The sequence below is a fragment of the Paenisporosarcina sp. OV554 genome, assembly GCF_003058165.1.
Lineage (GTDB): Bacteria > Bacillota > Bacilli > Bacillales_A > Planococcaceae > Paenisporosarcina.
Genome location: NZ_QBUC01000007.1, coordinates 77,888 through 100,829 on the forward strand (window position 1 = coordinate 77,888; position 22,942 = coordinate 100,829).

Consider the following 22,942-nt stretch of genomic DNA (forward strand, 5'->3'; position numbering starts at 1 on the left):
ATTTGGACTCTTTTTGTATGTTTAATTAACAATTAGGCTTTTGTACTACATTCTTATCTAATTGAGTTAGGATAAAAATATTCTTCGTTATTAACTAAACACACTAGCGCTCTTCTTTTCTACAGTTATTTTCCCGTTGTCTGTAGACAGCTGAATCTTGTTGGTTCCACTTCCGAAAGTCGTGCGGGAATTCCTCTCCCCAAATACAGTAATTTTTCCATGGTCCACTTTTGCACGGATGGTTACATCAGTAGGATCATTTTCAGTTTCAATCGAAATACTTCCATTGTCAGTTTCTAAATCAATCATACGGTCGAGATTAGTTGTTAGAAGTGATATTCGTCCATTGTCTGTTTTTCCAACAATTTTTCCGGTCACAAATTCCATCGTAATTCGTCCATTGTCTGTTTTTGTATAAACTTGATCTGCATCGACATATCGCAAATCAATTCTGCCGTTATCCGTCTCAGTAGATAGTTTGTCGACTTGTACTTTATCGATGTTAATACTGCCATTATCTGTTTCTACCTCTAGAGTAGTTGCTGCGATTTCTTTTAGTTTTATACTGCCATTGTCGGAAGTTGCTTTCACTGTTTTCCCAAGAACTTTTTCCGCTAAAATGCTTCCGTTATCTGTTTTCATCGAAATGGCTGTATACAATTTTTTAGGAAGTGCGACATTTACTCTTACTGCTTTAAAGATAAAAAGAAAGCTCAAGAAGCCAAATTTCGATGCTTTTAGTTCAATTGTTAACGTATCTCCAATAACATCTGCTGTTAATACTAACTTTTCAGGTGCATTTATTAGCTCTATTGTGGTGTCCTCAGTCTCGGATGGATAAACATTTAAAGAACCATATTTAATTTTCATGTCTACTTTTGTAAAGCTTTTATCCGTAATTTTTATCAGTTTATTATCTATTTCTGCTTTCTCAGGTACATAGTTAGTAAGAAGTTCCTCAGCAATTTCTTTTGGTGATCCAAGTGAGCTCGCGATTTCGCCATCAGATTTCCCGTCTTCACGTCCGCTTGTAAAATACTCTTTAATATCTTGAAGAATATCGTTTCTTTCGTCAGAAGGCAGTCGAGTTAGAGCCATTTCAAGTTCATTCAAGAATTGTTGTTCAGTCATTTTTTACACTCTCCTCAATTAATGTATTGACGCCGTTTGTAAAGCTATTCCATTCATCTAACTGTGCGTGTAAGTAAGTTCTTCCGAGAGTAGTCAGTTTATAGTATTTCCGAGGTGGACCCTCCGTGGACTCCTGTAAATAAGTCGTGAAGTAGCCTTCCTTAGTTAAACGCCTTAATAAGGGATAAACAGATCCTTCGGAAATCGATATTTGATCCGATATCTTTTGTACAAGCTCATAACCGTAACGATCTTGTTTATCTAATAAAACAAGCACACACAGATTTAGGACTCCTTTTTTAAATTGGATATTCATCGTTCAATTCCTCCTTTCACTACTATTCAATAATCAGTACCTTTGATAACAATATATCATGCAGTATTATTCTATGCAAGGTACTGGGAGAAATTTATATTCAAATGAATATCTTTAAATTTTTATAGAATGCGTGCAATAAATCGTAAATCAAGAATAATAAAATGTATTGTTAACTGTTATTTATAAAAAAGTCACTAAATTATAATTAATTATCTGAACTTTCAAGATACAATAAAGTTATTGAAAAAGGGGGAAATCTAATTATGAAATCAAATACAGAAGGTCGCGTATTCCAATATAGAGGTACCGAGTTAAATACAAAAGGGTGGCAGCAAGAGGCTGCGCTTCGCATGCTTATGAATAATTTGGATCCAGATGTGGCAGAACGCCCTGAGGATTTAGTTGTATATGGTGGAATCGGCAAAGCCGCACGTAACTGGGAAAGTTTTGACGCAATCGTACGTTCATTAAAAGAACTTGAAAATGATGAGACCTTGCTCGTTCAATCTGGTAAACCAGTTGCGATTTTTAAAACCCATTTGGATGCACCACGCGTGTTAATCGCTAATTCAAATCTCGTTCCTGCATATGCAAACTGGGAAACGTTCCACGAGTTAGATAAAAAAGGTTTGATGATGTACGGACAAATGACGGCAGGAAGCTGGATTTATATTGGTTCACAAGGAATTGTCCAAGGAACATATGAAACATTTGCAGAATTAGCGAAGCAACATTTCGGAGAGTCTTTAAAAGGCACAATTACGTTAACTGCCGGACTTGGCGGTATGGGCGGGGCTCAGCCACTTGCGGTAACAATGGTTGGCGGTGTATGTATCGGTATTGAAGTTGATGAAACACGTATTGACCGACGTATTGAAACGCGTTACACAGATGTTAAAACTGATTCATTAGACGAAGCGATTCGCTTAGCTGAAGAAGCAAAAGCGGCAGGCAAAGCCCTATCAATCGGCTTGCTTGGAAATGCCTCTGATGTCTTACCAGAAATGATTGCACGTGGATTTATTCCAGACGTATTAACGGACCAAACTTCAGCACATGATCCATTAAATGGCTATATTCCTTCAGGGATGTCGTTACAAGATGCAGCAAAACTGCGTGAAGAAAATCCGGTTGAATATGTGAAGTTATCAAAAGCATCTATGGCAAAACACGTATCGGCAATGGTCGAGATGATGGACAAAGGCGCTGTTACTTTTGATTACGGTAATAACATTCGCCAAGTGGCAAAAGACGAAGGGGTTGAACGTGCATTCGACTTCCCAGGATTTGTACCGGCGTATATTCGTCCACAATTCTGTGAAGGTAAAGGACCGTTCCGCTGGGTAGCATTGTCTGGTGATCCAGAAGATATTCGCAAAACAGACGAAGTGATTTTACGAGAGTTCAGTTACAACACGCATTTATGTAACTGGATCAAAATGGCGCAAGATAAAATCCAGTTCCAAGGCCTACCATCACGTATTTGTTGGTTAGGGTATGGCGAACGTGCACGTTTCGGAAAAATCATTAACGATATGGTTGCAAGCGGTGAGTTAAGTGCACCGATTGTCATCGGTCGTGACCACTTAGATTCAGGCTCAGTGGCTTCCCCTAATCGTGAAACAGAATCAATGAAAGATGGTTCAGATGCGGTAGCGGATTGGCCAATTTTGAATGCCATGATCAATGCAGTAGGTGGCGCAACATGGGTTTCTCTACATCACGGTGGTGGCGTGGGTATGGGCTACTCCATTCATGCGGGAATGGTCATTTTAGCTGACGGTACAAAAGAAGCGGGAGCACGTATTGAACGCGTCTTAACATCTGATCCAGGTATGGGAATCGTTCGTCACGTTGATGCGGGTTACGATTTAGCGATTGACACTGCTCGTGAAAAAGGCGTTAATATCCCGATGTTAAAGGGGTCTGAAAAATGAGACCAGTTTGGATAAAGAATGCTGCACAACTCGTTACCATAGCCGGTGAAAATGGACCACGACGTCAAGAACAAATGTCTGAACTAAGCATTATTCAAGACGGAAGTGTTTGGATGGAAAACGGAGAAATACTAGCAATCGGCACAACTTCAGAACTTGAAGTCTTGTATGGCAAACGTGCTCATGAAGCGGATGTGGTTGATGCTTCTGGTCGTTTAGTGACGCCTGGTCTAGTTGATCCACATACGCATGTAGCTTATGGCGGTAGCCGTGAAAAAGAATTTGAAATGCGCCTTGAAGGCTCAACTTACATGGAAATTATGAATGCAGGTGGCGGAATTCATGCAACGACACGTATGACTCGTGAAGCAACAGAAGATGAATTGGTGGCGCAAACAACTCGCCGCCTTGACTCATTTTTAGCACACGGTGTCACAACGGTTGAAGGGAAAAGTGGCTACGGCTTAGATTTAGAAACAGAATTGAAACAACTTCGTGCCATGAAGCGCTTGAATGAAACCCATCCGATCGATTTAGTACCAACATTTATGGGTGGTCATGCGGTTCCGCAAGAATACAAAGGCAGCGAAGAGCAATATATCGATTTGTTGGTCAATGACATGTTGCCTAAAGTAGCGGAAGAAGGACTCGCTGTTTTTAATGACGTATTTTGTGAAGTCGGAGTATTTACACCAGAGCAATCAGAACGAATTTTAGAAGCCGGCAAGAAACTTGGATTGATTCCGAAAATCCATGCAGATGAAATTGAATCGTATGGTGGTGCTGAACTAGCAGCGAAAGTTGGAGCAATTTCTGCGGAGCATTTATTGAAAGCTTCAGACGAAGGTGTGCGTTTAATGGCGGAATCGGGCGTCATCGCTTGTTTATTGCCTGCGACAGCTTTGTACTTACGTGAAGAAGCAGCCAAAGGTCGAGCAATGATTGATGCTGGAGTTGCTGTAGCGATTTCGACCGACTGTAATCCAGGTTCGTCACCAACAACTTCGATGCCGCTTGTAATGAATTTAGCGTGTATTTCCATGCGTTTAACACCAGCAGAAGCATTGGTTGCCGCAACGATGAATGCAGCATGCGCCATTGGTATGGAAGAGAAAGTTGGTTCGTTGGAAGTAGGAAAGCAAGCAGACGTCGTTATGTGGAACGTTTCTAATTATCAAGAATTACAATATTTATTCGGCGTGAATCACGTCAACATTGTTTGGAAAAAAGGCGTCCAGGTGATGGGTTAAATGGAACATTTACAACCTCCAGAATGGTCATGGCGTGAAGCTTCCGGCGATTTTGTACATCAATGGGTTAAACCGCTAAGTGAAGGTTCTGTGGATATGGTGCTATATGGCGCGCCTCTTTCACGGTCGTCGATTAGCGTGTCAGGGGCTTCCTTATATCCAATGGAATTCCGCAAAATGTGGAAAGGGTTCTCTACATATAACTTAGACGAGGACTTGGATTTATCATCGTATGCTGTGCGTGATGCAGGAGATGTAGTTATGCACACAACAGACATTTTGTTGTCTCATAAACGAATTGAGGAAACGACTCTTGAACTGGTTAGCACATTTAACAGTGCGACAACGTGTTTAATCGGTGGAGATCATTCGGTCACCGCTTGTGCAGTAAGAGGTGTAAAACGTGCATTTCCAAACGAGCGAATCGGCATTTTGCAACTTGACACTCATCTAGATGTACGAGATTCAGTTGAACTAGGACCCGCGAACGGAACGCCTATTCGTCAATTGATTGACGGTGGGATTGTTCGCGGAGATGATGTTGTAAATATTGGTCTGCACGGTTATTTCAATGCAGCACCATTAGTCGCTTATGCGAAAGAACACGGCATTCGCATGGTAACTTTACGAAAAGCGCGTGAGCTAGGGGTGGCTCAGTGCGTCGAACAACAGTTAGAAGAATTAGCGGAACGAGTAGACCGTGTCTATGTAACCATCGATATGGATGTGCTTGATATCGCAGTCGCACCAGGGGTTCCAGCATCCACACCAGGGGGCATGACCGCAGAAGAACTGTTCATGAGTTTAATGCGTATTGGCCAACATGGCACAGTTCGCCATATCGATTTCGTCTGCTTAGATCCATCAAGAGATGTCGCAACTAATGCCACGGTGAAAACCGGAGTCTATGCGTGGCTGGAGTTTATCACAGGGAGAGTACTAGCACAAAGGGGGAAATAAGTATGCAACAAGTGGGAGTAAGTTCAAATTTACGTTCAAATACGGGAATGTGGAAGTTTTTCGTATACAGCTTCATAGGAGCATTCATGTTTTTCGTTCCGGTCACAATTGGTGGGAAAAATTCAATCATGCTTGACCACATCGTGTCATGGATCCAAGCAAATGCAACAGGGGTGTTGCCATATTACTCGTTGATAATTATTTTAGCAGGTGCAGTATACCCGTTTATATCGGGGACTTGGAAAAAATCAACCGTAGACATGGTGTTTTCATTCTTTAAAATCATTGGCCTTGTTGTCGGTGTTATGATAGTTTTCGGATTTGGCCCAGCGTGGTTATTTGCCCCTGATATGGGACCATTCTTGTTCGATAAATTAGTGATTTCCGTAGGTTTACTAGTTCCAATCGGAGCCGTATTTTTAGCTTTATTAGTAAGTTATGGATTACTTGAATTTATTGGGGTTCTCATGCAACCGATTATGCGACCAATTTGGCGAACACCAGGTCGATCTGCAATTGACGCAGTAGCTTCTTTCGTAGGTTCTTATTCACTAGGATTGTTAATTACGAATAGGGTTTATAAAGAAGGGAAATACACAGCACGAGAAGCGGCAATTATTGCAACGGGCTTCTCAACTGTATCTGCTACGTTTATGGTCATCGTAGCGAAAACACTTGGCTTAATGGACATGTGGAATTTGTACTTTTGGGTAACACTAATCGTAACGTTCATCGTAACGGCAATTACGGCTCACATCTGGCCGCTGAATCGTATTAAAGACGATTATTACGAAGGCAGTGTGCCTCAACCAGAGTTGAAACCTGAAGGAAGTCGTTTGACAGCCGCTTGGAATGAAGCGCAGGAAACGGTTAAACAAGCACCTAGTTTACTTGCGAACGTATGGGAGAACTTGCGAGACGGTTTATTAATGGCTATGGCGATTTTACCATCAATTTTATCAATTGGATTACTTGGTTTAGTGTTAGCGGAATTCACGCCGATATTTGACTGGATCGGTTACATTTTCTATCCGTTTACCTACATTTTGCAACTTCCGGAACCGATGCTAGTTGCTAAAGCAAGTGCACTAGGAATTGCTGAAATGTTCTTACCAGCATTACTGGTAGTGAAATCGGGGATGATTGTGAAATTCGTAATTGCAGTTGTTTCTATCTCGTCCATCATCTTTTTCTCGGCAGTTGTGCCATGTATAGTAGCGACAGAAATTCCAATCTCTATTCCAAAGTTAATCGTTATTTGGGTTCAACGTGTCATTTTAACGTTAATAATTGTCACGCCAATTGCTTACTTACTATTTTAAAAGACGAGCCATCCTTGAGTAAAGGATGGCTTTTTTAGATTTGATATTTAGTCAAGGTTTCGAACAGCAGCGCAGCGCAAACAAAACTATTCAGTTAGATAGGAGCCAGCCATTACGCTAAATCGCTACATGGCTCTTTTCTGTAGGCGAAGGGGTTTCAACAAGATGACTAGGCAATGAGACAAGATTGAGCGATAAATCTCCAGTTTGAGCGATAAATTCTTGAAATGAGCGATTAATCTTCAGATTGAGCGATAAACACCTCAAAATGAGCGATAAATATTTCAGAATCGAAAATAACGTTCTAAAGCTGTCTCATTAACCAAGATGACTAGTCAATGAAACAAGTAAGGGTTCCCTTGTATTATAAAAACTAAACTTATTTAACTGAATATTCTTGCGAAAATACATTTAATTAATTAAAGTGAAAATATGTCATTCAATGGAGGTTTAGCTTGATAAGTGATAGAAAAAAGTCGGACAAATATTTATTCTATCAAGCGCTTGAAAGGCGCTTGCCGAAAAACCATGCATACTGGCCAGATGTTCAAAAAATATTAAGAAAAGAAGGGGGAGGATATGCCGGTGAATTAAGGGTTGATCGTGAATTGAGTGAAACACGATTCTTCGAAGACTATATATTGCTAAAAAGTATATTAGTAGGTAATGAGGCATCCTATTGTCAGATTGATTCACTTATTATTTATCAGAAATTTATTCTGATTATTGAAGTTAAAAATATACCTGGAATACTTAGATACGATGAAGAATCCCATCAATTAACTCGTCAGAGAGACAATGGCCCTATTGATGGTATGGGAAACCCTGAGGGTCAACTTCAACGAAGTAAGAGATTTGTTAAGAGAATAATTGACCAGCACCAGATGACGATGCCAGTTCATGGCATGATTGTTTTTTCAAATCCAGCTTCTATATTAGAAAAGCCATTCCCTAGTCTTGCTATACATGTATCAGGACTTTATCAAGCATTAGAAAACTTGCATCAATTATATGCGGATCAATCCAACCCCCATTTTGATATCCGCAAAGTGCATCAACTTTTTATTCAAAACGAACCTGCACTTCCCCCAAAAAAACCAACCCATATTCCAACAAAGATATTTTCTGATTTAACAATTGGCGTCTTGTGTCCTGACTGTGTAATGACCAAGCTTACCTATAGAAGTAAATTTTGGCGGTGTCCCATTTGTACACATAAAGGTGAAACATCACATTTAACAACACTTCAAGAATACCGAATTCTTTTTAGTGAAGAAATAACTACCAATAAGTGGATGGATTTCACAGGGATGAAATCTGTAGCCACGACGAGAAGAATGCTTTGCAAAAGTAATTTAGAAAAAATAGGAGGAAATAAAAATAGAAAGTGGCTAATTCGTAAAACTCAGCTCTAAAAGTTAACTAGGATATGAGACAAGATTGAGCGATAAATCTCCAGTTTGAGCGATAAATTCTTGAAATGAGCGACAAATCTTCAGATTGAGCGATAAACACCTCAAAATGAGCGATAAATATTTCACAATCGAAAGTTAGCCTTCAAAGCTGTCTCATTAGCCAAGATGACTAGCCATGAAACAAACAACTTCTTTCAAACAGCAGCGCAGCGCAAACAAAAGCATTCAAAAACCCTTTAGATAGGAGCCATTCCGCTAATTTCGCTGCATGGCTCTTTTCTGTGGGGGAAGGGTTTCAATTAGTTAACTAGTTTGTGAGACAAGATTGAGCGATAAATTTTCAAAATGAGCGATAAATCCTCAGATTGAGCGATAAACACCTCAAAATGAGTGATAAATATTCACAATCGAAAAAAACGCTTAAAAGATGTCTCATTAACCAAGATGACTAGCCAATGAAACGCAATCTTCTTTCAAACAGCAACAAAGCATTCTTAAAGATGCTCTCAAACAGTTGATTTAGCGCCTTCAAATCACATTATTTGCACACTCCCTATCCCCCCTTATATAATAAAGTCAAAGTTAGTCAAAGTCAGGCATTCACTATTGGTTGCTATAGCTATAATCCCTAACTCGCACTCAGATCTAATCTATTAGGAGGTGATTGCATGCGTAATATATCCGATATTATTGAAGGGTATTTAAAGAAAGTTATCGAATTAGATGATAAAGGGCATGTTGAGATAAAGCGCAGTGAGATTGCTGAGCAATTTCAATGTGTACCCTCGCAAATTAATTATGTGATTAATACCCGTTTTACGGCGGACCGTGGGTACCTTGTTGAAAGTAAACGAGGGGGCGGGGGCTATATTCGTATTGTTCGCGTACGGTCTCACACCAAAGCAGATTTAATTGAATTAATCTTAGTAAGTTTAGAGCGTGGTGCCTCTCAAACAATGATGGAAGATATTGTGTTCCGTCTAATCGATGAGGAAGTGTTGACGAAGCGTGAGGCGAAGATGATGCTCGCTGCGCTTGATCGCACAACGCTTAACACCCCATTGCCCCAACGTGATGACCTGCGTTCGCGCATATTAAGGGCTATGCTCTTAACATTCAAGTATGAACAGTTAAAGTGAGGCGAGAGCGATATGATTTGTGAAAATTGTAAGCAGCGACCGGCAAAAGTAACCGTGACGCAAGTGCAGAATGGAGCCCAGGTGCAACGTCATTATTGTGATGTATGTGCACAGGAATTCCATCCATACCATTTAGAATTTCAGCAAGATGCCCTTTCGCTTCATCAATTGTTATCCAATTGGTTCGGAGCCACAGAAACCAAACAACCTCAGGAGAAACCGCAACCGGAATTAACCACTTGTAGTTCATGTGGGTGGACATTCCAACAGTTTTTAAAACAAGGAAAATTTGGGTGTGCCAATTGTTACGAAAGTTTTCACAGGAAACTACCAGGTGTTTTTAAGAAATTGCATAATGGGAACGTTAAGCATATTGGGAAAGCCCCAGGTTCATTTGGTCAAACCTTACAACTGAAAAAACAAATTGAGTCGATTCGTACAGCGATGCGAGAGGCGATAGAAGTTGAAAATTTCGAAGAGGCAGCACGTCTTCGTGATGAAGCTCGAGGTATAGAGGAACAGCTACAAAGCGGAGGTGATAACCCCAAATGAACATTGAACGTTTTCTAGAGAACTCCGTGACAAGTTGGATGGCTGGTGAAGGTGAGCATGCGGATATTGTAATGAGTACAAGAGTTCGGCTCGCTCGAAATTTAATCGGGTACCGTTTTCCGCTATCTTTTACGGAAAATGAGGCATTACAAGTAGATCAAGATGTTTCATCTGTAATACTTGATGCAGAATCGGAACTTGATTCGACCTTTTCGTATATAGATATAAAAGAGCTTTCTGCGCTCAACCGACAAGTTTTAGTTGAGAAGCATTTAATTAGTCCGAAATTGGCTAATTCGCAAATTGCGGGTTCCGTTTTATTATCAGACAACGAAGCAATCAGCGTAATGGTCAATGAAGAAGATCACATTCGCATACAATGTATTTTCCCAGGTTTACAATTGCACGAAGCATGGAGTCAAGCAAATCATATTGATGATGTTCTTGAAAAAGAATTGCCGTATGCATTTGATGAACAGTTTGGCTATTTAACGAGTTGCCCGACAAATACGGGAACTGGCCTGCGGGCATCGGTAATGATGCATTTACCTGCACTTACGATGACCAATCAAATGAATCGGATTGTCACTGCAATTACACGTTTAGGAATGGTCGTCCGCGGCATTTACGGAGAAGGCAGTGAAGCGCTTGCCAATGTGTTCCAAGTATCAAATCAAACCACACTTGGAAAGTCAGAAGAAGATATTTTGTCTGATTTGCAAAGCATTACTGAACAAATTATTCAAAAAGAACGGGAATCAAGAACGGCTCTCCTACATACGAAACCGAGTGTGTTAGAAGATCGTTTGTACCGTTCATTAGGAGTATTAACGTATGCACGACTTTTATCGACAGAAGAAGCGGGACGTTGTCTATCAAATGTGCGTCTTGGTATTGATTTAGGGTTGATTAAAGGTGTAGATGTGTCAATTTTGAATGAATGCATGATTTTTATGCAACCAGGTTTTTTACAAAAGTATGCCGGTATGTCTCTGAAACCAGAAGAACGAGATGTGTTTCGGGCAAAGTTGTTTAGGGAAAGATTGCAAGTAGATAATAATTTAGACAACGAAGGAGAGGAAACACATGATGTTTAATCGATTTACACAACGCGCACAAAAAGTACTCCAATTGGCTCAGGAAGAAGCTATTCGTATGAAGCACGAGTCCATTGGAACTGAACATATATTATTAGGATTAATTCGTGAAGGCGGCGGAATTGCTGCGAAGGCAATGGAAGCAATTGAAGTGAGTCCTCAAGTAATTGAAGATGGAATTGAAGAATTAGTTGGCATGGGAACAGGTGATGTGGGTCCTATCGTGCATTATACGCCACGCGCGAAAAAGGTTATCGAATTGTCTGTAGACGAATCACGTAAACTTGGTCATTCATACATCGGAACCGAGCATTTATTATTAGCATTAATCCGCGAAGGTGAAGGCGTAGCTGCTCGTGTTCTTAATAATTCAGGCGTAAGCTTAAACAAAGCCCGTCAACAAGTATTGCAACTTTTAGGAAGCAACGATCACGTTCAAGCAAACGGTAGCTCAAATCCTGCAGCAAGTACACCAACGCTTGATGGCTTAGCTCGTGATCTAACTCAAATCGCCCGTGAAGGTAGCTTGGATCCGGTTATCGGACGTAGCAAAGAAATCACACGTGTTATTGAAGTGTTATCTCGACGTACTAAAAACAATCCAGTTCTTATTGGGGAGCCAGGTGTTGGTAAAACGGCAATCGCTGAAGGATTAGCGCAACAAATTGTTAACAATGAAGTGCCGGAAATTTTGCGTGACAAACGCGTTATGACCTTAGATATGGGTACCGTGGTAGCGGGGACGAAATATCGTGGTGAGTTTGAAGACCGCTTGAAAAAAGTAATGGATGAAATTCGCCAAGCTGGAAATGTTATTCTTTTCATCGATGAACTTCATACATTAATTGGTGCTGGTGGCGCTGAAGGTGCAATTGATGCTTCTAATATCTTAAAACCATCACTTGCTCGTGGTGAATTGCAATGTATTGGTGCAACGACACTTGATGAGTACCGCAAATACATTGAAAAAGATGCTGCGTTAGAGCGTCGATTCCAACCGATTCAAGTAGATGAGCCAACTGTTGAGGAATCTATTCTTATTATTAAAGGACTTCGTGATCGTTATGAAGCGCATCACCGTGTGAAAATTACGGATGAAGCTATAATCGCAGCGGCAAAAATGTCCGATCGCTACATTTCCGATCGTTTCCTACCAGATAAAGCAATTGACTTAATTGACGAAGCGGGTTCAAAAGTTCGTTTGCGTTCATATACAACTCCTCCGAATTTAAAAGAATTAGAATTGCGTTTAGAAGCAATTCGTTCGGAGAAAAATGCGGCAGTTCAAAGCCAAGAGTTTGAGAAAGCAGCATCTTTCCGAGATACGGAACAAAAGCTGAAAGAAGAACTAGATAGCACGAAGAAGTCTTGGAAAGAAGAACAAGGCAAAGCTGAGTCCGAAGTTACAGTGGAGGACATTGCTGCTGTTGTGTCTATGTGGACTGGAATTCCAGTATCTAAACTGGCACAAACTGAGTCTCAAAAATTATTGAGTTTAGAAGATACTTTGCATAAACGTGTCATTGGTCAAGCGGAAGCTGTCACTGCCATTTCTCGTGCTGTTCGTAGAGCTCGTGCTGGATTAAAAGATCCAAAACGTCCAATTGGTTCATTCATTTTCTTAGGTCCAACGGGTGTAGGTAAAACAGAACTTGCTCGTGCACTAGCTGAAAGCATGTTCGGTGATGAAGATGCAATGATTCGAGTTGATATGTCTGAGTACATGGAGAGACACTCAACATCACGTTTAGTTGGTTCACCTCCAGGATACGTAGGACATGAAGAAGGCGGCCAATTGACTGAAAAAGTTCGTCGTAAACCTTACTCAGTTATTCTGTTAGACGAAATCGAAAAAGCACATCCTGATGTCTTCAATATCTTATTGCAAGTGTTAGAAGACGGGCGCTTAACTGATTCTAAAGGGCGTACGGTTGACTTCCGCAACACGGTTGTTATCATGACTTCGAACGTTGGGGCAGAGGCGCTTAAGAAAAACAAATATGTTGGATTCAACTTACAAGATGGCGAACAAAAATATAAAGATATGAAAGGAAGAATGCTCGAAGAGTTGAAGAAAGCATTCCGTCCTGAGTTCTTAAACCGTGTGGATGAAATGATTGTGTTCCATTCATTAGAGAAAGAACACTTAAAAGAAATCGTTACATTGATGACTGGTACGTTAACAAAACGTTTGAAAGAACAAGAAATTGAACTAGAGTTAACTGAAGCAGCACAAGAGAAAATCGCCAAAGAAGGCTACGACCCAGAGTACGGTGCTCGTCCGCTCCGTCGAGCACTTCAAAAGCATATTGAAGATCGTTTGTCTGAAGAACTATTAAGAGGCACCGTTTTAACTGGAAACAATATTGTGTTTGATGTTGAAAACGATGAATTTGTGATTCGTTCAGAAGCTTTAGTCGCAAAATAAAACAATTGGAGCATTCCGGCGAGGTTGTTCGGAATGCTCTTTTCTACATAGGAGGAACTATGGCTAAACGTAAAACGAAATTTATGTGTAACTCATGTGGTTATGAATCTGCAAAATGGATGGGACGTTGCCCGGGGTGTAGCGAATGGAATACGATGGTGGAAGAGATCGAAGTGGTTGTTAAAGGACCTCGGCGTACTTTCCAACACTCTGACAGTGCTTCGCACAAAGCAACCCCAATAACAGCGATTGAAATTGCAGACGAACCTCGTGTTGATACCGATTTAGATGAGTTAAATCGTGTTCTTGGTGGCGGAATTGTGCCTGGTTCATTAGTGTTAATTGGTGGAGATCCAGGTATAGGAAAATCCACTTTATTACTACAAGTATCTGCATTGCTTGCTAACAAAGGACATCGTGTTTTATATATGTCAGGTGAAGAATCGATTCGTCAGACAAAACTGCGAGCAGAGCGGTTAGGTGTAACATCTGGTGAACTTTATATTTATTCTGAAACGAATTTGGAATTAGTCAATGAAGCGATTGAGAATGTTCAACCGAAATTTGTCATTATAGACTCCATTCAAACTGTCCATCACCCGGAAGTAACCTCTGCTCCAGGCAGTGTGTCACAAGTTCGAGAATGTACAGCGGAATTAATGCGGATTGCAAAAACTAAAAACATCGCAATTTTCCTAGTTGGTCACGTTACTAAAGAAGGTCAAATTGCCGGTCCGCGATTGCTTGAACATATGGTAGATACGGTGCTGTATTTTGAAGGAGAACGTCATCATACGTATCGGATTTTACGATCTCAGAAAAACAGATTCGGGTCTACCAACGAGATTGCGATATTTGAAATGTTGCAAGGTGGCTTGAAAGAAGTGCTAAATCCATCTGAGCTATTCTTACAAGAACGTTCACAAGGTGCAGCAGGATCAACTGTTGTTGCTTCGATGGAGGGCACACGCCCCATATTAGTTGAGATTCAAGCATTAGTGACACCGACAAGCTTTAACTACCCTAAACGCATGGCGAGTGGAATTGATCAAAATCGGGTCCAACTATTAATGGCTGTTTTAGAAAAAAGAATGGGTATGCTACTTCAAACACAAGATGCCTATATTAAAGTGGCTGGGGGAGTCAAGCTTGATGAACCTGCCATTGACTTAGCTGTATTGACAACGATTGTATCAAGCTATCGTGATTTAGCGGTTAGTGCGCACGACTGTTTCATTGGCGAAGTAGGGTTAACTGGAGAAGTACGTCGTGTGTCACGAGTTGAACAACGCGTACAAGAGGCGGCTAAACTAGGATTCAAACGTGCCATTATCCCAGCTTCTAATCTCGGGGGATGGGATTATCCTAAAGGGATTAAAGTAATTGGCGTTGAAAGTATTAACGATGCATTAAAAGAAGCTTTCCCAAACGCTTAGGCGTTTTGGGGAAAGCTTTTTCTCAAGATATAAGTAAAAGTTTTTTCGGGCAATACCTTCGAACTTTGAGATTGGTCTACATCCATTCACTGTGGGTTTTCGAACATTTATTGTGAGTTTTCGATCATTCAACTTAGTTTTCCGACCACTCACTATACCGTTTCATCCATTCACGTAACATTTCCAACCATTCGCTTGGAGAAGGACACCATTCCTCCGGAGAAAGACGCGAGTTCCTATGGCAAGAGTCTGATTAAAGTGGCGTTTTATGGGTCTTCATCGAAGGAAGTGTTCTGCTATCGACTAGCGTATTCTCTGAACTCCCCCAGGTTGCCAGCGGAAGGCACAAATAAAGAACATTTGTGCCACACACGGGCATTACAGGAAGTTTGAAAATAAAATTAGCAGGAAGAGGGCTTGACATCTAACGATTTCATGCAACTTTTTACATTCCACTTACGTCAAAAAGGTGTTCACAAGTGAAAAAGTGTATAATTAAAAACAGGAGGTGGGCTTGTGTTAAAGTGGATTATTCGCATTACATTTATCCTAATTGGTGGAACGCTCGGGTTGCTATTATTACCGCAATTATACGAACTTATTAATTTATCCCGGAACCCGTTGCTGAACAATCCCTATGTGTCTGTTTTAATTGGTGCTATTCTTTTGTATGTCATGGCATTGCTGTTAACTGATTACTTAATTGAGTTCTTAAAGTGGATGGAAGATCGACTACTAAAGGCGCCAATCGGAGATTTATTATCTGGAACTCTAGGTCTGATTATTGGACTTTTTGTGGCATTTCTTTTAAACTTCGCAGTTGATTCGATTGAACTACCAGTCATAAACTCAGTGTTACCAGTGTTGTTAACCATCACTTTAGGCTATCTTGGCTTTCAAGTCGGTTTCAAAAAACGTGATGAGATTGGGCAAATGTTTACTGCTAGCAGATCGACAGGGCAAAAAAAGAAATTCGATGAAAACAATCCTCAAGCCTTACAACAAGCGTCTTATAAGCTACTGGATACGAGTGTAATTATTGACGGACGTATTGCTGACATTTCCACAACTGGATTCATGGAAGGTGTGCTTGTCGTTCCACAATTTGTCTTAACGGAACTTCAGCATATCGCAGATTCTTCCGATACGTTAAAACGTACGCGTGGACGTCGTGGTTTGGATATTTTGAAACGACTTCAAACAGAGCGAGCTTCAGCTTTATTAATTACAGAAGAAGATTTTGACGATGTTCAAGAAGTGGATACGAAACTGATGCGTCTCGCGAAAAAGATGGACGGCATGGTAGTAACGAATGACTTTAACTTAAATAAAGTATGTGAGTTACATAAAGTACCAGTGCTTAACATTAACGATCTTGCAAATGCGGTGAAGCCAATCGTCATTCCAGGAGAAGAAATGCATATCGTCGTCATTAAAGATGGTAAAGAACAGAATCAAGGAATCGCTTACTTAGATGACGGCACGATGATTGTCGTAGAAGATGGACGATCAAATATTGGTCAAGCAATTGATGTCATAGTCACAAGTGTTCTACAAACATCAGCTGGGCGAATGATATTTGCAAAAAGAAAATAAGTCAAGATGAGAGGCTGCCCTTTCTGTCGACATGACAGCTGAGGCGGCCTCCTTTTCCATAACGAAAGAGGCGAATACAAGAAATGAAGTATATCGTTGTATTACCCGCAGCAGGTAGTGGGAAAAGAATGAAGGCAGGGCACAATAAATTATTTCTTACCCTGCGAGGGAAACCAATTCTAATTCATACACTTGATGTCTTTGAACAAGATTTGGATTGCATTGGCATATGGCTTGCAGTAAAGCCTGAAGAACGTGTCATCATTCAAGAAATGTTAAAGCAGTATAACGTCACGAAAGTAAAAGGAATGCCTGCAGGTGGCGCTGAACGCCAACATAGTGTGTATGCATGCGTAAAAGAAGCGAGTAATGAAGCGGAATTAATTCTCGTGCACGATGCTGCGAGACCTTTCATTGAACCGACCGTTATTAAGCAATTGACTCAAAAAGCACACGAAACAGGTGCTGCAATCGCTGGAGTGAAAGCGAAAGACACCATGAAACGAGTGCACAATCACATAATTGAAGAAACGGTAGACCGTGAACAATTATGGATAATCCAAACACCGCAAGCTTTCCATACCAGTATTTTGACGAATGCACAGCATCAAGCGGACCAAGATGGTTTTCTTGGTACGGATGAATCCATGCTGGTGGAACGCTTAAATATTGACGTTCATGTAGTGGAAAGTACGTATGATAATGTGAAAATGACTACACAAGAGGATTTACTTATTGGCGAAGCTATCTTACAAAAACGACAGCAGGAGGAGAACTAAATGTTTCGAGTTGGACAAGGGTTTGATGTTCATGAATTTGCGGAAAATCGCCCACTTATATTAGGTGGCGTAACGATTCCATATGAAAAAGGTTTAATCGGTCATTCAGATGCCGATGTTTTATTACATACAGTCACAGATGCAGCACTAGGTGCAATTGGAGAAGGGGATATTGGACGCCATTTCCCGGATACTGATCCTGAATTTAAAGACGCGGACTCGGCGAAACTACTTTCGTACATTTGGAACATTGTTGAAGAAAAAGGCTATAAACTAGGCAATGTTGACTGTACGATTATTGCGCAAGCTCCAAAAATGGCGCCGTACATTACACAAATGCGTGACCGCATCGCAGAACTACTCAATGCTGAACCTTCTCAAGTGAATGTCAAAGCGACAACCACTGAAAAATTAGGTTTTACTGGCCGTGGAGAAGGCATTGCGGCGCAAGCAACGATATTACTCATTCAAAAATAGGTATGACCTGTGTTAAACTGAACAAAGTTTAGCACGTATTCGAGGAGGAACCACATATGACACAAGAAGTTCGCGTACGCTACGCACCAAGTCCAACAGGAAATTTACATATTGGTGGAGCACGCACTGCATTATTTAACTATTTATTTGCACGTCACCACGGTGGCAAATTCATCGTACGTATTGAAGATACGGACATTGAACGTAATATTGAAGGTGGCGAACTATCACAACTAGAGAATTTGAAATGGCTAGGAATTGACTATGATGAGTCTGTTGATATCGGGGGCCCATATGCGCCGTACCGTCAAATGGAGCGTCTTGATATTTATAAAAAGCATGCTGAAGAAATGCTTGAAAATGGCCATGCGTATAAATGTTTCTGTTCTACTGAAAAGTTAGATGAGGAACGCGAAATGCAAAAAGCTAAAGGAATCGCTGCGCCAATGTATGTTGGTACATGCCGTAACTTAACTAAAGAAGAAGTGGCAGAGAAAGAAGCTGCAGGAATTCCGTATACAATTCGTATGCGCGTTCCATCTGACGTAACGTATACATTTAAAGATTTAGTTCGTGGTTCGGTTACATTTGAATCAAAAGACGTAGGCGATTGGGTTCTTATTAAAACAAACGGTATCCCAACGTATAACTACGCAGTTGTATTAGATGACCATTTCATGAAGATCTCACACGTTTTCCGTGGAGAAGAACATTTATCAAATACACCAAAACAAATCATGGTATTCCAAGCATTCGGTTGGGAAGTACCTCACTATGGACATATGACGTTAATCATTAACGAAGACCGTAAAAAATTATCAAAACGTGATGAATCGATTATTCAATTCGTTGCCCAATATAAAGATTTGGGATACGTTCCTCAAGCAATGTTCAACTTCTTTGCACTTCTTGGATGGTCTCCTGAAGGGGAAGATGAGATTTTCTCGAAAGAAGAACTTATTCGTTTGTTTGACGTAAATCGTTTATCAAAATCACCATCCATGTTTGATAAACAAAAATTAACGTGGACGAATAACCAATATGTGAAACAACTGTCTCTAGAAGAAGTGGTTGATCTTGCATTGCCTCATTTACAAAAAGCGGGACGTTTACCTGAAACGTTGACAGCTGAAGAAAAGCAATGGGCTACAGGCGTCATCGCTCTTTATCATGAGCAAATGAGTTTCGGTTCAGAAATTACTGAGCTAACTGACCTATTCTTTAAAGAAGAGTTAACATATGATGAAGAAGCATCTTCTGTTTTAGCTGGTGAACAAGTGCCTGAAGTAATGGCTGCATTCAAAACACAATTGGAGCAACTGGAAGCATTTGAACCAGACACGATTAAAGTGGCGATTAAAGCTGTACAAAAAGAAACGGGGCATAAAGGCAAAAACCTATTTATGCCAATTCGTGTTGTAACAACTGGTCAAATTCATGGTCCGGAATTGCCAAATGCAATTGCGTTGATTGGCAAAGCAAAAGTCATTGCACGCGTAGAGAAATACGCGAAACAATAATATTGACTTTCACTCACGATGGTGTGAGAATGAAGCTATCTTTTAAGCATATATTATGTAAAAGCTTTGAAGAGGAGAAGTACATAAGGCACGCTCTTTAGAGAGGACCACCACCGGCTGAAAGTGGTCTGAGCTTAGGCACTATGGAAATGCACCTCTGAGCGCTCAGCTGAAACTTTTAGTAAGCGAGCCGTTTCGTCTACGTTACAGACGCCAAGCGGGAAGGAGTGCACCTTATCCTTCCAATCAGAGTGGAACCGCGCAATTACAGCGTCTCTGTCAGTCACTGACAGAGGCGTTTTTTATTTTGGCTAAGTTTTGGATAACAAATATAGGAGGACTGATGATGTTCGGTCGAATGAAAGAAGATATCGAAGTCGTTTTCGAGCAAGATCCCGCAGCAAGACGGGTGCTTGAAGTTGTGCTGACATATTCAGGTTTACATGCAGTATGGTCACACCGCATCGCACATGCACTTTTTAAAAGAAAATTCTTTTTTCTTGCAAGAGTAGTGTCACAAGTGAGTCGTTTTTTCACTGGAATAGAAATTCATCCGGGTGCGAGAATTGGCCGTCGCTTCTTTATCGACCACGGAATGGGCGTGGTTATTGGTGAAACCTGTGAAATCGGTAATAATGTAACAATTTACCAAGGAGTTACACTTGGTGGAACCGGGAAACAACGAGGAAAACGACATCCCACATTACATGATAATGTTTTAGTTGCGACGGGTGCAAAAGTGCTTGGGTCAATTACCATTGGTGAAAACAGTAAAGTCGGTGCGGGATCAGTTGTCTTGAAAAATGTTCCACCAAATTCTACGGTTGTAGGTATTCCTGGAACAGTCGTTGTGCAAGATGGAATCAAAGTGAAACGGGACTTGGATCACCAAGATTTGCCGGATCCAGTTGCAGATAAATGTAATATGCTAGAAGAAAAAATCGCCATTTTGCGAGAGCAAGTCGCGCACGTGAGTGAACAACTTGAAAAGGAGAGAAACGTCAGATGAGCATTCATATTTACAATACTTTAACGCGTCAAAAAGAGCCCTTTGTACCACTAGAAGAGGGCAAGGTAAAGATGTATGTGTGTGGACCGACTGTTTATAACTACATCCATATTGGTAATTCACGTCCAGTAATCGTTTATGATACTGTCCGTCGATACTTAACGTACAGAGGATATGATGTCAATTTCGTTTCAAACTTTACAGATGTTGATGACAAAATCATCAATACGGCTAATGCACTAGGTGAAGAGGTATCGGAATTAACGGAACGTTTTATTGCGGCTTACTTTGAAGACGTCAGTGCGCTTGGTTGCCAGAAAGCGGATGCACATCCACGTGTAACTGAACATATGGATGATATTGTTGATTTCATAAAAGTGCTAATCGAAAAAGGTTATGCCTATGAGTCGAAAGGTGACGTCTATTACAGAACGCGAAAGTTTGAAGGTTATGGTAAATTGTCTCATCAATCAGTGGACGATTTAAAAATTGGCGCAAGAATCGAAACGGGTGAAAAGAAAGAAGATGCACTAGATTTCGCTTTATGGAAAGACGCTAAACCAGGTGAGATTTCGTGGGAAAGTCCTTGGGGTAAAGGACGACCTGGCTGGCATATAGAGTGTTCAGTTATGGCTCGTGAAATATTAGGGGATACCATAGACATACATGCTGGCGGTCAAGATTTAACCTTCCCGCATCATGAAAACGAAATTGCACAATCTGAAGCGTATACAGGTAAGCAGTTTGCTCGTTATTGGATGCATAATGGCTATATCAATATTGATAATGAAAAAATGTCGAAGTCTTTAGGGAACTTTGTATTAGTAAATGACATTCGTAAACATATTGACCCGCAAGTGTTGCGCTTCTTTATGTTGTCTGTTCATTACCGTCATCCAATCAATTTCTCTCAAGAACTTGTTGAAAATGCACAAAACGGCTTAGCGCGTATTCGTACTTCATATGCGAACTTAGCACACCGACTTGAAGCATCTCCTGAACTTGGGGACTACAAAGATATTTGGTTAAACAAAATCGAAGAGGTCCGTAGCCAATTTACAACAGCGATGGACGATGATTTTAATACAGCCAATGGAATTGCTGCATTATTTGAGCTAGCGAGTTTAGCAAATTTGTACTTGATTGAAAAACATACTGAAGCAAATGTCCTTACTGCGTTCATGAAAACATTAAAAGAACTTGCACTTGTTTTAGGTATTGAGGTAGAGGTACAAGGTGAAGTACTAGATGAAGACATCGATGCTCTAATTGAAGCAAGAATCCAAGCACGTAAAGACAAAGACTTTGCTCGTGCTGATGCCATTCGTGATCAATTGAAAGACATGAATATTATTTTAGAAGACACGGCACAAGGCATACGTTGGAAACGCGGATGAATAAGGAATATTCACTTCGTTCAATCGACGTATTGCAATTAAATTCCCTCGCCCTTGCATATATGGGCGACGCTGTTCTTGAGCAAGCTGTGCGTGAACATTTAATTCGTTCGGGTCGTGTAAGACCAAACACTTTGCATAAAGAAGCAACTAAATATGTATCAGCCAAAGCACAAGCGTTAGTCGTGCGTGTGTTGTTGGCTGAAAAGTTTTTGACAGAAGAAGAGGAAGCTGTACTGAGAAGAGGACGTAATGCCAAATCTGGTAGCACTCCAAAAAATACAGACATTCAAACGTACAAATACAGCACGGCATTTGAAGCGGTCCTTGGCAGTTTATACTTGTTGGGTAACTTCAATCGAGTGCAAGAAATTATCGAAAAAGCCATAACTATTATAGAAGAACCGAAAGGAGAGACCCTATCATGACAGAACTAGACAATGAAATTTTATCTGGGAAAAATCCTGTACTAGAAGCACTTCGAGCTGGTCGCGAGATGAACAAGGTATGGATTGCAGAAGGTGTTAAAAAAGCGGGAATTACTGAAATAATGGAACTGGCAAAAGAAGCGGGAATAATTGTGCAGTTTGTACCGAAAAACAAGGTAGAACAATTAACGGACGGAGCCAATCACCAAGGAATTGCTGCATCAGTTGCTGCATACCGTTACGCAGAAATTGATGAGCTCTTTGAACTTGCAGCTTCACGAAATGAAGACCCATTCTTTTTGATATTAGATGAGTTAGAAGATCCGCATAACTTAGGATCAATATTGCGAACAGCAGATGCTACCGGTGTGCACGGGGTTATTATTCCTAGACGTCGTGCAGTGGGATTAACGGGGGTTGTTGCAAAAACTTCAACAGGGGCTATTGAGCATATACCGGTAGCGCGTGTCGGGAATTTAGCACAAACCGTTGAAGATTTGAAAAAACGTGGCTTATGGATTGCTGGAACCGATGCAAAAGGATCTTCTGACTATCGGAGAATGGATGCCAAGTTACCAATTGCGATTATCATTGGTAGTGAAGGTAAGGGAATGAGCCGTTTACTAAAAGAAAAATGTGACTTCCTTTACCACATGCCAATGGTTGGTCAAGTAACATCATTAAATGCATCTGTTGCAGCTGCTATCTTGATGTATGAAGTGTTACGGAACCGTCAGCCGGTTAACTGAT

Annotated in this window: 20 protein-coding genes and 1 other annotated feature; of the genes, 18 read left to right on the forward strand and 2 right to left on the reverse strand. The window is 40.8% G+C overall.

Annotated features, from left to right (window positions below):
* Positions 1 to 90: 90 nt before the first annotated feature.
* Both C8K15_RS08345 and C8K15_RS08350 read right to left on the reverse strand, forming a co-directional pair.
* Complete coding sequence (locus tag C8K15_RS08345; RefSeq protein WP_108585964.1) at positions 91 to 1,131, reverse strand: DUF4097 family beta strand repeat-containing protein; 1,041 nt, start codon at positions 1,129 to 1,131, stop codon at positions 91 to 93.
* On the reverse strand, positions 1,124 to 1,447 hold the full coding sequence (locus C8K15_RS08350; protein WP_108585965.1) for a PadR family transcriptional regulator: 324 nt from the start codon (positions 1,445 to 1,447) through the stop codon (positions 1,124 to 1,126). The genes C8K15_RS08345 and C8K15_RS08350 overlap by 8 nt, the downstream gene beginning before the upstream one ends.
* Positions 1,448 to 1,713: 266 nt before the next feature.
* Between C8K15_RS08350 and hutU the strand changes: the two genes are divergently transcribed.
* From hutU to rlmB, 18 genes are all read left to right on the forward strand, one after another.
* Positions 1,714 to 3,387 (forward strand): urocanate hydratase, encoded by a 1,674-nt coding sequence (gene hutU, locus C8K15_RS08355; protein ID WP_108585966.1) that lies wholly within the window; start codon positions 1,714 to 1,716, stop codon positions 3,385 to 3,387.
* Positions 3,384 to 4,637 carry an imidazolonepropionase gene (hutI, locus tag C8K15_RS08360; RefSeq protein ID WP_108585967.1) on the forward strand — a complete coding sequence of 418 codons (1,254 nt, stop codon included), beginning with the start codon at positions 3,384 to 3,386 and terminating at the stop codon, positions 4,635 to 4,637. The genes hutU and hutI overlap by 4 nt, the downstream gene beginning before the upstream one ends.
* Complete coding sequence (locus C8K15_RS08365) at positions 4,638 to 5,597, forward strand: agmatinase family protein (RefSeq protein ID WP_108585968.1); 960 nt, start codon at positions 4,638 to 4,640, stop codon at positions 5,595 to 5,597.
* A 2-nt stretch (positions 5,598 to 5,599) separates the two neighbouring features.
* Positions 5,600 to 6,919 carry a YjiH family protein gene (locus C8K15_RS08370; protein WP_108585969.1) on the forward strand — a complete coding sequence of 440 codons (1,320 nt, stop codon included), beginning with the start codon at positions 5,600 to 5,602 and terminating at the stop codon, positions 6,917 to 6,919.
* 455 nt (positions 6,920 to 7,374) lie between these two features.
* Complete coding sequence (locus C8K15_RS08375) at positions 7,375 to 8,334, forward strand: nuclease-related domain-containing protein (protein ID WP_158268278.1); 960 nt, start codon at positions 7,375 to 7,377, stop codon at positions 8,332 to 8,334.
* 668 nt (positions 8,335 to 9,002) lie between these two features.
* Positions 9,003 to 9,473: a CtsR family transcriptional regulator gene (locus C8K15_RS08380; RefSeq protein WP_108585971.1), complete on the forward strand. Its 471-nt coding sequence runs from the start codon at positions 9,003 to 9,005 to the stop codon at positions 9,471 to 9,473.
* Between the two features lie 12 nt (positions 9,474 to 9,485).
* Entirely contained in the window at positions 9,486 to 10,025 is a 540-nt protein-coding gene (locus C8K15_RS08385; RefSeq protein ID WP_108585972.1) for a UvrB/UvrC motif-containing protein, read from the forward strand.
* Entirely contained in the window at positions 10,022 to 11,122 is a 1,101-nt protein-coding gene (gene mcsB / locus C8K15_RS08390) for a protein-arginine kinase McsB (RefSeq protein ID WP_108585973.1), read from the forward strand. The genes C8K15_RS08385 and mcsB overlap by 4 nt, the downstream gene beginning before the upstream one ends.
* Positions 11,112 to 13,550, forward strand: coding sequence for an ATP-dependent Clp protease ATP-binding subunit (locus tag C8K15_RS08395; RefSeq protein WP_108585974.1), 2,439 nt, complete (start codon positions 11,112 to 11,114; stop codon positions 13,548 to 13,550). Before mcsB ends, C8K15_RS08395 begins: the two co-directional genes overlap by 11 nt.
* 59 nt (positions 13,551 to 13,609) lie before the next feature.
* Positions 13,610 to 14,986, forward strand: coding sequence for a DNA repair protein RadA (radA, locus tag C8K15_RS08400; protein ID WP_108585975.1), 1,377 nt, complete (start codon positions 13,610 to 13,612; stop codon positions 14,984 to 14,986).
* A 516-nt stretch (positions 14,987 to 15,502) separates the two neighbouring features.
* Positions 15,503 to 16,582 carry a PIN/TRAM domain-containing protein gene (locus C8K15_RS08405; protein ID WP_108585976.1) on the forward strand — a complete coding sequence of 360 codons (1,080 nt, stop codon included), beginning with the start codon at positions 15,503 to 15,505 and terminating at the stop codon, positions 16,580 to 16,582.
* Positions 16,583 to 16,665: 83 nt separating this feature from the next.
* A complete protein-coding gene (ispD, locus tag C8K15_RS08410; protein WP_108585977.1) occupies positions 16,666 to 17,361 on the forward strand; it encodes a 2-C-methyl-D-erythritol 4-phosphate cytidylyltransferase in 696 nt (231 codons plus the stop codon).
* Positions 17,362 to 17,838, forward strand: a complete 477-nt coding sequence (gene ispF / locus C8K15_RS08415) for a 2-C-methyl-D-erythritol 2,4-cyclodiphosphate synthase (RefSeq protein ID WP_108585978.1) — start codon at positions 17,362 to 17,364, stop codon at positions 17,836 to 17,838.
* Positions 17,839 to 17,894: 56 nt separating this feature from the next.
* On the forward strand, positions 17,895 to 19,358 hold the full coding sequence (gene gltX / locus C8K15_RS08420) for a glutamate--tRNA ligase (protein WP_108585979.1): 1,464 nt from the start codon (positions 17,895 to 17,897) through the stop codon (positions 19,356 to 19,358).
* A gap of 57 nt (positions 19,359 to 19,415) precedes the next feature.
* Positions 19,416 to 19,639, forward strand: a binding site (T-box leader).
* A 65-nt stretch (positions 19,640 to 19,704) separates the two neighbouring features.
* Positions 19,705 to 20,367, forward strand: a complete 663-nt coding sequence (cysE, locus tag C8K15_RS08425) for a serine O-acetyltransferase (protein WP_108585980.1) — start codon at positions 19,705 to 19,707, stop codon at positions 20,365 to 20,367.
* Positions 20,364 to 21,764, forward strand: coding sequence for a cysteine--tRNA ligase (gene cysS, locus C8K15_RS08430; RefSeq protein WP_108585981.1), 1,401 nt, complete (start codon positions 20,364 to 20,366; stop codon positions 21,762 to 21,764). Before cysE ends, cysS begins: the two co-directional genes overlap by 4 nt.
* Positions 21,761 to 22,192 (forward strand): Mini-ribonuclease 3, encoded by a 432-nt coding sequence (locus C8K15_RS08435; RefSeq protein WP_108585982.1) that lies wholly within the window; start codon positions 21,761 to 21,763, stop codon positions 22,190 to 22,192. The genes cysS and C8K15_RS08435 overlap by 4 nt, the downstream gene beginning before the upstream one ends.
* The gene (gene rlmB, locus C8K15_RS08440; RefSeq protein ID WP_108585983.1) at positions 22,189 to 22,941 is read left to right on the forward strand and encodes a 23S rRNA (guanosine(2251)-2'-O)-methyltransferase RlmB; all 753 of its coding nucleotides are present in this window, start codon (positions 22,189 to 22,191) and stop codon (positions 22,939 to 22,941) included. The genes C8K15_RS08435 and rlmB overlap by 4 nt, the downstream gene beginning before the upstream one ends.
* Position 22,942 lies beyond the last annotated feature (1 nt).